Annotated in this window: 13 protein-coding genes and 1 pseudogene; 11 read left to right on the forward strand and 3 right to left on the reverse strand. The window is 38.9% G+C overall.

Going from position 1 to position 11,082, the window contains the following annotated elements; translation table 11 throughout:
* The 4 genes from CALSC_RS13445 to CALSC_RS13455 form a co-directional block, all read left to right on the forward strand.
* On the forward strand, nt 1-734 hold a 734-nt coding region (locus CALSC_RS13445; RefSeq protein ID WP_088241844.1), incomplete at its 5' end, for an SDR family NAD(P)-dependent oxidoreductase.
* Nucleotides 735-740: 6 nt separating this feature from the next.
* Nucleotides 741-1,649, forward strand: a complete 909-nt coding sequence (locus CALSC_RS13450) for a phosphatidate cytidylyltransferase (protein WP_088241845.1) — start codon at nt 741-743, stop codon at nt 1,647-1,649.
* A gap of 171 nt (nt 1,650-1,820) precedes the next feature.
* Nucleotides 1,821-1,955 carry a hypothetical protein gene (locus tag CALSC_RS27855; RefSeq protein ID WP_268807210.1) on the forward strand — a complete coding sequence of 45 codons (135 nt, stop codon included), beginning with the start codon at nt 1,821-1,823 and terminating at the stop codon, nt 1,953-1,955.
* Between the two features lie 139 nt (nt 1,956-2,094).
* Nucleotides 2,095-2,721: a CDP-alcohol phosphatidyltransferase family protein gene (locus CALSC_RS13455; RefSeq protein WP_088241846.1), complete on the forward strand. Its 627-nt coding sequence runs from the start codon at nt 2,095-2,097 to the stop codon at nt 2,719-2,721.
* A gap of 130 nt (nt 2,722-2,851) precedes the next feature.
* Here CALSC_RS13455 and CALSC_RS13460 read toward each other — a convergent pair.
* Nucleotides 2,852-3,022 (reverse strand): annotated as a pseudogene (locus tag CALSC_RS13460) (IS701 family transposase); the annotation flags it as partial.
* Complete coding sequence (locus tag CALSC_RS13465) at nt 3,000-3,239, reverse strand: helix-turn-helix domain-containing protein (RefSeq protein WP_088241848.1); 240 nt, start codon at nt 3,237-3,239, stop codon at nt 3,000-3,002. The gene CALSC_RS13465 and the pseudogene CALSC_RS13460, both read right to left, overlap by 23 nt.
* Nucleotides 3,240-3,259: 20 nt before the next feature.
* On the opposite strand from CALSC_RS13465, the gene asd reads away from it, so the two are divergent.
* The 7 genes from asd to CALSC_RS13490 all read left to right on the forward strand — a co-directional run bounded on the left by asd (nt 3,260) and on the right by CALSC_RS13490 (nt 8,761).
* Nucleotides 3,260-4,147, forward strand: a complete 888-nt coding sequence (gene asd, locus CALSC_RS13470) for an archaetidylserine decarboxylase (protein WP_088241849.1) — start codon at nt 3,260-3,262, stop codon at nt 4,145-4,147.
* A 15-nt stretch (nt 4,148-4,162) separates the two neighbouring features.
* Entirely contained in the window at nt 4,163-5,440 is a 1,278-nt protein-coding gene (locus CALSC_RS13475) for an MFS transporter (protein WP_088241850.1), read from the forward strand.
* 321 nt (nt 5,441-5,761) lie between these two features.
* A complete protein-coding gene (locus CALSC_RS13480) occupies nt 5,762-6,214 on the forward strand; it encodes a lysophospholipid acyltransferase family protein (protein ID WP_088241851.1) in 453 nt (150 codons plus the stop codon).
* A gap of 150 nt (nt 6,215-6,364) precedes the next feature.
* A complete protein-coding gene (locus tag CALSC_RS26470; RefSeq protein WP_159460613.1) occupies nt 6,365-6,538 on the forward strand; it encodes a hypothetical protein in 174 nt (57 codons plus the stop codon).
* Between the two features lie 124 nt (nt 6,539-6,662).
* Nucleotides 6,663-6,788, forward strand: coding sequence for a hypothetical protein (locus CALSC_RS27860; RefSeq protein WP_268807211.1), 126 nt, complete (start codon nt 6,663-6,665; stop codon nt 6,786-6,788).
* Nucleotides 6,789-6,855: 67 nt separating this feature from the next.
* On the forward strand, nt 6,856-7,914 hold the full coding sequence (gene hisC, locus CALSC_RS13485) for a histidinol-phosphate transaminase (RefSeq protein ID WP_088241852.1): 1,059 nt from the start codon (nt 6,856-6,858) through the stop codon (nt 7,912-7,914).
* Nucleotides 7,915-8,185: 271 nt separating this feature from the next.
* Nucleotides 8,186-8,761, forward strand: a complete 576-nt coding sequence (locus tag CALSC_RS13490) for a Uma2 family endonuclease (RefSeq protein WP_088241853.1) — start codon at nt 8,186-8,188, stop codon at nt 8,759-8,761.
* 191 nt (nt 8,762-8,952) lie between these two features.
* On the opposite strand, the gene CALSC_RS13495 is transcribed toward CALSC_RS13490, so the two are convergent.
* A partial coding sequence (locus tag CALSC_RS13495) for an NACHT domain-containing protein (protein ID WP_143288249.1) occupies nt 8,953-11,082 on the reverse strand: 2,130 nt, incomplete at its 5' end.

Genomic DNA, 11,082 nt, shown 5'->3' on the forward strand with positions numbered 1-11,082 from the left:
CACAAGGAGCAAATTTAGTCTTGTTGGCGCGACGCAAAGAACGCTTAGATAAGATCGCCAAAACTATTGATCCGACGGGAAAGAGAATACTCGCTATTGAGAGTGACGTTACTCAAGATGGAGATTTAGAAAAAGCTGTAGCTTCGGCTAAGAATAAGTTTAACAAAATTGATATTGCGATCGCTAATGCTGGTTGGTCTTTAAAAGGTAATTTGGAAGAATTAAACTTAAATGATTATCGTCGTCAATGGGAAACTAATATATTTGGCGTACTACGCACCATCTACGCCGTTTTAGATGAGCTTAAAAAAACCCAAGGTAGATTAGTAATTATTAGTAGTGTAAAAAGTTATATTGCTTTGGCTGGTGATTCTGCCTATGCTACCAGTAAGTTTGCCCTAAGAGCCTTGTGTCAATCTTTATCACAGGAACTCGCCCCCGATGGAGTTTCTGTAACTCATGTATGCCCTGGCTATGTGGCGACGGAGATTCGTCAAGTAGACGAACAGGGGGTCTTTCAAGCAGAACAGAAAGAACATATTCCCCCTTTACTTTTAAGAAGTACCGAAACAACCGCTAAGCAAATTATTAAAGCGATCGCTCGACGACAGCCAGAACAGGTACTTACTTCTTATGGCAAATTAGTAGTTCTATTACAACGTCATGTTCCTTGGTTGGTATCCTGGCTAATTTCGCTCATGAAAATTAAGGTAGTCTCAAGGTCGAACAATTAATTGATTATGGACTTGGTTAATCCCAATCTATTTCCTATTTTGCAGCTTTTTGCTGCTGTTGTAGCACTCTCAGTTATCTTATCTTCTATCATTAGCTGGCTCTACCGCGATCGCCCTGAGAAAGTGCTTAATACCTGGCTGAAGTTAGGTATCTTATTAGGATTGATCCTGATTTTTATCAGTACAGCTAGTTTGGGTAAGTGGGCATTTTTACCTGTCGCTCTTTTTTTGGCTTATCGAGGATGGTTGGAATTGTTGCGTTGTATTGAAGTTAAGTATGACAAGATTCAAAGTTCTACTTTAGCAATTGTCCTCGGTACTTTAGGTATTTTGGGCGGGCTAGAACAAAATAGTTTAACTACTTTTTTGGGAATAGCGAGCGCTGCTTGGTTGGCTTTGATTGCACTTTTATTAACTTATCGTCAGCCTATATCCATGCACACTATGTTAAGTATAGCTTTTGGCATCATTTTTGTTACTATGCCCGTTGCTTTACTTTTAAATATCCTGACAAATGACTATGGTGAATTTAGTTTTATAGTACTGTTAGTCATGAGTAATGATGGTTTTTCTCAAGGTTCGGGTTTACTGGGAGGAAAAAAGCCTTTAATTCCGAACATAAGTCCTGGTAAAACCTGGATTGGAGCAGGAGGCGGTTTGCTATCTAGTTTAATTATGGGTTATTTGCTACGCTTTCTAGTTTTAGGCTGGCAAGTTTGGCAAGTAATTCTAGTGGCTGGAATAATTTCTTTAATGTCATTGTGTGGCGATTTGATTGCTTCTTCTCTCAAGAGGGAAGCGGAGATTAAAGATTTTGGCAAAGTTCTGGGAATAACAGGGGGAATTCTAGATAAGTTTGATAGTTTACTGTTTGCTACTCCAGCCTTTTATTTTATTGCTCATTATCTAAGATAATAATGGCTCTTCTAGAGTGAGTATGGTGAAATAATATCAAAATAATAGGTAAAGAGCTAGAAAAATATATAATAAAATTGGGTGAGAGATATAACTGACAAAGATTTCAGGAATAATTAAAATTATCAGAATTAAAAAATAATGAAATAAAAAACTGAGATTTAATAAATTATGCCATCAAATCCCTTGCTTCACTTTATTGCAAAAGTAATTAATCTTGAAGATATCAAGGTGGTAAATTATAAATTTATCACAGAGTATGAAATAGTAATAGAAATAGAAAATCAGCAAAAGGAAAGAAGCTGATTAAAAGACGGGCTTATGGCTTAACTAACTTTGATAATTTTAGAAGACGAGTTTTAATCAATTGGTATTTCTCCTATTAATTTATCATACCAAGTCTGCAAGAGGCATAATAATTTTAATTTTAAAATTCCTACACATCATGTTTAGCCCCATTTTAAAACAGTTAGATTTAGCAAATTCTTTTACTTTGACAGGTTTTACTGCCAGCTTTTTTGCTGTTGTTTTAGCGATAAATGGCAAATTTAATTTAGCAATTATTTGTTTAATTTATGCAGGAATTGTCGATTTGTTTGATGGGTTTGTTGCCAGTAAAATTGATCGAACCGAGTTACAGGCTGCTGCTGGTAAACAGCTAGATAGTTTGGTAGATCTTTGTTCCTTTGGCTTTGCTCCTGCTCTTTTTGCCTATTGCTTTGGACTTCAAGACTGGTTATCAATTGTTATCTTGATTCTCTATTTAGGAGCGAATGCTCTGCGATTAGTGTATTTTAATAATCAAGGTTTAACCGAACAAGAAGAACAAGAATACTTTACAGGATTACCTGTTACTTACGCAGCCCTGTTTGTTCCCACTATATTTACTGCTAATTTTGTCTTACCCCATACCCAGATGAAGTTGGTTCTCGACGGAGTTTATTTATTACTGGCAATCGCCATGGTGGCAAACTTCAAAATACGTAAACTAAAAGGCGTTTGGTATGTCATATTTGGCGTAGGTGCGATCGCTCTTACAGGAATTTATAGTTACTTTACTTTGATGTTTTGAGGTGAAATCATTAAATCATAAAATATAGATTGTGTTGCAAAAAGTGATAGTTTATGAATTTATTGACACTTACTTATCCTGGTTTATCCCTCTTATGTCACTCTACGAAATAAACAGTAAATAAAGTAAATTATGCAGAAGAACAAAAGGGCTTGAACGCATTCATCACGCTAATAAGTTGATGAAATCCAAGCAATAAATTGGAATTAGTAAAAACATCAAGCCAGGGATAAATCAACCACAAGAGTAAAAGCTGTTGCACAATTAAGCGCAAATTATTAAGAGTATTCTTCCATCCATTTATATTCAATTAGCTTGTCGAGATCGACCGAACAAGTTCTACAAATAGTTTCTAAAGTAACCGAATCTGGAATCAGGCGATCGCAATCGTACAGTTTTTGAACATTTTCGGTAGTAATTCCCACTCTTTGAGCAAATAATTCAACGGAATATTCCTTTTCATCCACCAAGGATTTTATTCGGTTTGTTGAAGTTTGGCTGCGAGTATATTGAGACATAAAATAATCACAAAATTATAATGAAAATAATATATCGAAATCGTCTTTCTGGGAAAATAGTTACCGAAAAGATTTTTCAAGAAAATACCTTACGTTGGCTATATGAGACTTCCATCGGCTATGTAGTTTTTTACTTATTATTAAATCGCAAAATCTTTCATCTACTTTATGGCAAATATCAAAATTCAATTTATAGTCGCCATGAAATTCCGCAATTTATTATCCAGTATGAAATAAACATAACAGAATTAGTTCTACCTCCCGACAAATATTTTAGTTTTAACGCTTTTTTTACTCGAAAGCTCAAACCATCTGCTAGACCGTTTGTAGTTGATGGGCAGGTATTTTGCGCTCCTGGTGATGGCAAAGTGACTGTCTACGCTCGACTAAACTCTCAGACTAAATTTCAGATTAAAGGTCAACACATTTATATTCATACTCTATTAGCTGACTCAATTAACGCAAATATCTATAGTCATGGAGCAGCAATGGTTTTACGTCTTGCCCCTTACGATTATCATCGCTTTCATTTTCCCGATAACGGAATAGCCCAGCCAGCCAAATATATTAAAGGAGAATATCATTCGGTCAATCCTTTGGCATTGGTAAGAGTCCCTGATGTTTACTGTCGCAATCAAAGAGTTGTTACTCAGTTTAATTCGGATAATTTTGGCAATATTGCCTATATTGAAGTGGGAGCACTAACTGTTAGCAGCATAATCCAAACCTATACCCCAGGAAACGTTACTAGGGGTCAAGAAAAAGGCTATTTCCAATATGGCGGTTCGACAATTATTCTGCTGCTTGAACCAAATCGCATCGTGTTTGACCCAGATTTGCTTAGAGATTCTGCCGAAAACTTAGAGGTTCAAGTGTTAACAGGTAGTAAGCTAGGGAACAAACCTTAACCTGAATGATAATAAATGCCAACTTTTATATTTCTCTGGTTGGGACAGACTATATCCTTGATTGGTTCTGGTTTGACCAGTTTTGCTTTGGGAGTATCTATTTATCAGACAAATAGCTCAATCGCTCAATTTTCCTTAATTTACTTCTGTACAGAATTACCAGCTATTTTGATTGCACCTCTTTCAGGAGCGATCGCCGATAAATACGATAAACGTTGGGTGATGATTGTCAGTGATACAGGGGCAGGATTTAGCACCCTGATTATGGCTTGGCTGTTTTGGAGCGATCGCTGGGAAATTAGCTATATTTATTTAGCCATAGCCTTTGGCTCTCTCTGTAGAGGGTTTCAATGGCCAGCCTATTATGCTACTCCTACTTTACTTGTATCCCAAAAAGATTTCGGGCGGGCGAATGGCTTGATTCAATTAGGAGAAGCAGCAGCTAAATTGTTTTCTCCTGCATTAGCGGGAATATTAGTGGGCAAGATTGCGGTAGAAGGAGTGATGGGGATCGATTTTGCCAGTTTTATTTTTGCTTTATTGGTGCTGGCAATCGTCCGTTTTCCTAAGTATACAAATCATAGGAATCGTGACATTGAAACAAGTCAACAAACATGGTGGCAAGACCTCACTTTTGGCTGGAAATACCTGCTAGCTAGACGGGGATTATTTTTATTATTGACCTTCTTTGTCGTGGTTAATTTTGCCCTGGGAATAACTCAAGTCTTAATCACACCAATGATTTTAGGATTCGCTAACGCTCAAGTGTTGGGCAATATTTTATCTTTTGGTGGCTGTGGCTGGCTATTAGGTGCAGTGATAATGAGTATTTGGGGTGGACCCAAACGAAGGATTAAAGGGATAATCTGTGGTGAAATTATGCTAGGTTGTTGTATGGTAATCATGGGGTTGAAACCTTCTGCGATTCTAATTAGCATTACCTTATTTATCGGTCTTTTCAACATTCCAATTTTTGTTGGTTGTGCCAACGCCATCAGACAAATTAAAGTGGCAACAGAAGCTCAAGGAAGAGTTTTCGCCATCTGGGGAGCGATCGCCTATGCCTCTTTCCCCTTAGCTTATTTAGTTGCTAGTCCCTTGGCAGAACGGGTGTTCAATCCCTTGCTAAAGTCAGACGGTAGGTTGGTTAACAGTTTGGGTCTAATAATGGGAGTGGGAGAAACCAGAGGAATTGGTTTATTGTTTGTGACCCTGGGAATAGCAATTATAACGATCGCGATCGCTGCTTATCAAAACCCTGATTTACGATATGTTGAAGATCAGAAATGTTGAACGATAAAAAAAGGCAATAAACAGGCAGAAATAATAGTAAAATCAACCTAATTTATCGCCCCAAAATATCTATTTTCAGATATCTACACTAAATACTGTAATATTAAATACTAATCCAAAATATCTGTTAACTATTTTAGAACTGATGCAATCGATCAAGTTTCTTCAAGTTGACTGCCACCAAACGCTACAAAAACTAGCTCAGATTAATAACGCTAATACTTGCCATTCTTTAAATAAAAATCTTTGGCAAAGCTATTTTAATTACTTCAGAAGCCATCTGTCTGAATCTAACTTATCAGCAGCTACTAGCAAATCTCAATGATTAATCAAGCTGTTCGCGAACTAATTTGGCTTGGAGGAAAAGTCATTTATCAAAAGTGGTTTAACCTCAAATGTTGCGGTAGAGAAAACTTACCCCAAAATCGAGGATATATTATTGCTGCCAACCACACCAGCCATCTTGATGCTCCTGCTATTATTGCTGCTAGCGGACAACATCTCAATCAATTTTATAGCCTAGCAGCCCAAGACTATTTTTTTAATAATTCGATAAAATCTTGGCTGTGTCATAATTGGCTCAATATGATTCCTTTCAAGCGTCGGGGAAAGTTCTTAGATTGTTTACCAGCTTGTCAAAAGGTAATTGAGCAAAAGAAATCAATTCTTTTTTTTCCCGAAGGAACTCGTTCGATTAATGGTAGGCTAAAGCCTCTTAAGTTGGGTATAGGAATTTTAGCAATGAAATTAAGTTTACCTATTATTCCTACTTAAGTAAGTCGGCACAATAAAACCAAACTATGTGGAGAAAAGTAAATAAGGCTAAAACCCTTTTTCCCCCTGCTCCCTGCCCCCTGCCCCCTGTCTTATCCAAACGATAATTTTTTACGCCTACCTACTTATATCCAGGGAACTTTTCAAGCTTTGCCCAAAGGTAAGCATTTTCCTAAGAGATATTCCATTACAGTTACTTTTGGTTCTCCTCTAGAATACGATCGCTATTCATCGTTAGATAGCTCTAGTAGCGATCGTAAACTTTATCAAAGCATAGTTCAAGATGTTTATGTTGCGATAAAAGAACTTAGAGCTAATTCGTAAACAAAGGTTGAAACAACAAAATAATATTGGATGGAATTTTTAGTTTCTTGGCTCGATGACACCTTGTTTGGTCTAATTGAAAGATTAAAATGCTGTCAGAAAAATTTTTTGTTGTTTGTGGAAGATGCGAAGCACCTTCCACAAACAACGTGCAGGGCGATCGCATCCTTTGAATAGCTGGGATGAATGCGATCGCAGAACGGCAGATAAAATTAAAAGATTGATCGAAATAATGTATCGTCAGAAATAATTCCTTAATGGTACAAGCCCCTCAATTCATCGATGGGGAAACTGATAACTGATAACTGATAACTGAAATGACCCCTTCTTACTTCCGTCCTAGTGTTGATGCAATGACTGGATATACTCCAGGGGAACAACCAAAACCGGGAACCAAAATTATAAAACTCAATACCAACGAAAATCCCTATCCCCCTTCACCCAAGGCGATGGAAGTATTACGTACATTGGATAGTGAATGGTTACGACGCTACCCAAATCCCTATGCAGATGATTTTCGTCATAGTGTGAGTCAAGTATTTGATATTCCTCACGATTGGATCATTGTGGGCAATGGTAGTGATGAAATTTTAAATGTGGTTATCCGTGCTTGCACTGAAGAAAAGAATAAAATAGTTTATCCTACACCTACTTACGTTTTATACAGAACCCTGGCGGAAATCCAACCAACTCAGGTATTAGAAGTACCATACAATGATGATTTTTCTTTGCCGATCGCAGCCTTAGTTAAGGCTCAGGGTGCAGTTACATTTATTGCTTCTCCCAATAGTCCATCAGGACATGTAGTTCCCATCCATGATTTACGTCAATTAGCAACACAGTTGTCAGGTGTTTTATTAATTGATGAAGCCTACGTTGATTTTGCCGCAGACAGCGCATTACAGTTAGTGAGGGAATTCCCCAATGTTATGGTTTTACGTACCCTATCTAAAGGTTATTCCTTAGCTGGTTTACGTTTAGGTTTTGGAATTGCCAATCCCCAGTTATTATCCGGCTTGTTTAAAGTTAAAGATAGTTATAACATTGATGCGATCGCTTGTGCGGTTGGAACTGTGGCTATGCTTGACCAAGAGTATAAAAATGAATGTGCCCAAAAGGTGAAAAATTCCCGTGTCAAGTTAACTAAAAGTTTGGCAGAACTAGGGTTTCAGGTTTGGGATTCACAGGCAAATTTTGTCTTAGTTAAACCACAACCAACCAATGCAGAAACCCTATATTTGGGTTTAAAAGAAAAAGGTATTTTAGTACGTTATTTCAAACAACCCGGATTAGCTGATAAGTTAAGAATTACCGTCGGGACGGATGAGCAAAACCAACTTTTACTCATGACATTAGCAAGTTTGATGCAAGGTTAGGGACTTCCAAATAAAAAATAACCAATCGCTCGAAATGCAGGGGAGCAGGGAGCAGGGAGCAGGGGGAGCAAAGCAATTAGTTCAAATCCCGAACTCAGGTTAATTTATTTTTTGGTGTTCCCTTAATGGGGAGCATCTCAATTTTGTGAAAATATGGGGAGTGGGAGCCGGAAAGCTCTCTTCATTCAAAAAACTACAAATCCAAACATTTGGGATGCTCCCATGCCAACTGTACTAAGATAAATTATAGTTCTGGGTTAGCCGTTACACCATGACCTCAACAATTACAAACCGTCTTTATTCTTTTGCAGAATATCTCACCTATGACGATGGTAGCGACAACCGCTATGAATTAGTAGATGGGAAACTAGAACTTATGAATCCGCCAACTTTTAGACATTTGTTAATTGTCCAATTAATTGAACAGTTATTGGATGCTGAAATTAATCGCTTGGGTTTACCTTGGCTATGTTTAAGGGAAGCAGTAATTAGAACTGGATGGCGTAAGTCTCGGTTATGTGATGTCTGTGTGGTGGAAAAGGAACAGGTAATGGAATTTATGGATGAATCTGCTGTTTGTCAGTCTCCGCCTTTGTTGGTTGTGGAAGTGGTTAGTCCGGAGTCTGTGAAGCGGGATTATCGTTATAAGCGTTCTGAATATGCGGCTTTGGAGATTTCTGAGTACTGGATTGTTGATCCCACGGAGTTGAAGGTGACGGTTTTGTTGTGGGAAGAAGGTTTGTATGAAGATGGGGAGTTTACAGGTAATCAGCAGATAGTTTCTCGTAGGTTTCCGGAGTTAGTTGTGACGGTGGAACAGTTGTTGGCTGCGGGGAAGGGGGAGTGACGGATTTCATTTCAATTATCAGTTATCAGTTATCAGTTGTCAGGTTTGTGGGTGTGGGAGGTTTTGGCGTTTTTGGAGAACGGATGAAGTTGCAAGATTAAACCAACTCTTCTTCTCTGCGTCTTTGCGCCTCTGCGTGAGACATATTCATATTTCCACTCAGCAACCCCCGAATTTTTATCCCCTTGATATCATGAATCATCCTCATTGGCTGTACCTGTTTCTGGTAAACCCAACTGCTGACGAAATTCAGGGTCATATATAGCTTGCTCCCAGTTTTTGGCAGTTTTTACCCGTTTTGGAGTTAGGTTTTTTGCGTGACTGAGGTTTGCGCCACTGAGGTTTGCGCCAAGGAGGTATGCGCCATTGAGGTCTGCGTTACTGAACAATGCGCCACTGAGGTCTGCAACACTGAGGTTTGCGTCTCCGAAGTATGCGTCACTGAGGTCTGCGCCACAGAGGAATGCGTCAATGAGGTATGCGTGACTGAGGAATGCGTTAACGAGGTTTGCGCGACTGAGTTCTGTGCGACTGAGGAATGCGTCACTGAGGTCTGCGTCACAGAGGAATGCGCCACTGAGTTCTGCACGACTGAGGTTTGCGTCACAGAGGTCTGCGCCAATGAGGTTTGCGTCTCTGAGGTTTGCGTCACTGAGGTTTGCGTCACTGAGATTTGCGTGCATGAGGTCTGCGCCACAGAGGAATGCGCGACTGAGGTCTGCGCTAATGAGGAAAGATCCAACTGTAATCCTAAAATTATCTAAATCAAAGCTGTTGCTATAGCTGATGACGCGCAGTAATCGCTTGCTATCAAAATCCTCACTACCTTTCTGCCCACAAGGATGAAAATTAATTGTATCCCTTAAATTATCTCTAGCTTGAGCATAACGATGGAGTTCCAACAGCAAAATCATCACATTCAACCCAGCATAAATATCCACCTCCCTCAAACCGATTTCAATTCCTCGCTCCCGTAATTTCTGCATCTGATTTAAGGGCAAATTTTTTGGGTAAGCATTAATAAATTTTCCCTCACACCAATCAAAATAAAAATATTGCAATCGCTCAAATAACTCTACTGGCTGGAATTTTTCCCTACTATCTAGCAAAGCCATCAAATACTCCACAATCTCTGGTGTCAATCCCCCGTAACTGAACAAATCATAAATCTGTTCTTCTAGTTGTTCGTCACCAATTAAAAATTCCCTACGTCTACTGTATGGGTTCACCCATGTCCACTGTTCCAGAGTTTCCGCCAATCTTTGAGCGCACAAAAACTCACCAAAGCTTTTATGGACAAATTCTACCGCCCCTTCCTGCACCCCAGAAGCTTTAATAGGTCGCATATAAAATGCAGCTAAAGCATTCCTCAGAGGATTTTCACCAATCTGCTGCTGTGCTTGTTCCAGTAATTCTCTTGCTGCTTTATCCCCACTCAACCGTTCTTCAATAATTTTGATAGAAGTCCATTCCTCACCAGATTGGGTGACACACAATCCGGCTTCCATCAAAATCCGTCGCAAATCATCTGGCTCAAACCCTGTAATATCAAAGTTCAATTCTTGCGGACGCTGCTTTTTTAATACCCAATCCAAAGTAGTTTGATAAATCAAGATTTTGGCTTTAACACCGTTAGCCCCTGCAAACATTTCTGTAGTTAATTTCCCATCTCGGTGCATCGCCCCTAACAGATACAATAACAAAGGTTCTCGTGCCAACTCCTGCACTCTCTGAGGACAATTACCTGCTGTTAAAAACCCTTGAAATGCCCTGGCTTTATCCTCATCGATTAAATTTTCCCATTTATGAAACCACTGCTGCTGAATTTGTTTATCCATCAAAGCGATTTCTACCCGTTGTAAATTCCTGGGTAAAACTATCCCTTGTAAAGCCATTTCTCGCCCAGTTACCAAAAACCGATGTCCCAACAATGGACTCCTAGCACATTGCTCTTGATAGATTCCTACTTTTTTCAGTAGTTTTTGCAACTCTCCAGAAGTTCTACCTTCTAAACGTAATTCATCAAAGCCATCTAAAATAAACAAAAACCTCGTATTCCGGTCAGTAATCCAACCATCATCACTTTTAGCAAAATCTTCCTGGATAGCAGCGCAGAGAGTATTTTCCAGATTATCTTCAAAAGCATGGATATCCCGCAAGCGAATCAATATCGGTGTCCAAATGGGGTGAAAATTCTCCCTCAACCAATTAGCAAACATCCGACAAAAGACACTTTTACCCCTTCCTGGGCCTGCTTGAATAAACATTACCTGACCATTTTTTTCGGGGTTTGTCAGTTGTTCTTTTGCCCAAGTTTCTAG

Origin of the sequence: Calothrix rhizosoleniae SC01, assembly GCF_900185595.1 — a bacterium.
In the GTDB taxonomy this organism is placed as follows: domain Bacteria; phylum Cyanobacteriota; class Cyanobacteriia; order Cyanobacteriales; family Nostocaceae; genus Calothrix_A; species Calothrix_A rhizosoleniae.

What these genes read in the sequence shown, in the direction of transcription:
- CALSC_RS13450 (WP_088241845.1), top strand. Translation starts at nt 741, where the DNA reads ATGGACTTGGTTAATCCCAATCTATTTCCTATTTTGCAGCTTTTTGCT.
- CALSC_RS27855 (WP_268807210.1), top strand. Translation starts at nt 1,821, where the DNA reads ATGCCATCAAATCCCTTGCTTCACTTTATTGCAAAAGTAATTAATCTT.
- CALSC_RS13455 (WP_088241846.1), top strand. Translation starts at nt 2,095, where the DNA reads ATGTTTAGCCCCATTTTAAAACAGTTAGATTTAGCAAATTCTTTTACT.
- CALSC_RS13465 (WP_088241848.1), bottom strand. Translation starts at nt 3,239, where the DNA reads ATGTCTCAATATACTCGCAGCCAAACTTCAACAAACCGAATAAAATCC.
- asd (WP_088241849.1), top strand. Translation starts at nt 3,260, where the DNA reads ATGAAAATAATATATCGAAATCGTCTTTCTGGGAAAATAGTTACCGAA.
- CALSC_RS13475 (WP_088241850.1), top strand. Translation starts at nt 4,163, where the DNA reads ATGCCAACTTTTATATTTCTCTGGTTGGGACAGACTATATCCTTGATT.
- CALSC_RS13480 (WP_088241851.1), top strand. Translation starts at nt 5,762, where the DNA reads ATGATTAATCAAGCTGTTCGCGAACTAATTTGGCTTGGAGGAAAAGTC.
- CALSC_RS27860 (WP_268807211.1), top strand. Translation starts at nt 6,663, where the DNA reads ATGCGAAGCACCTTCCACAAACAACGTGCAGGGCGATCGCATCCTTTG.
- hisC (WP_088241852.1), top strand. Translation starts at nt 6,856, where the DNA reads ATGACCCCTTCTTACTTCCGTCCTAGTGTTGATGCAATGACTGGATAT.
- CALSC_RS13490 (WP_088241853.1), top strand. Translation starts at nt 8,186, where the DNA reads ATGACCTCAACAATTACAAACCGTCTTTATTCTTTTGCAGAATATCTC.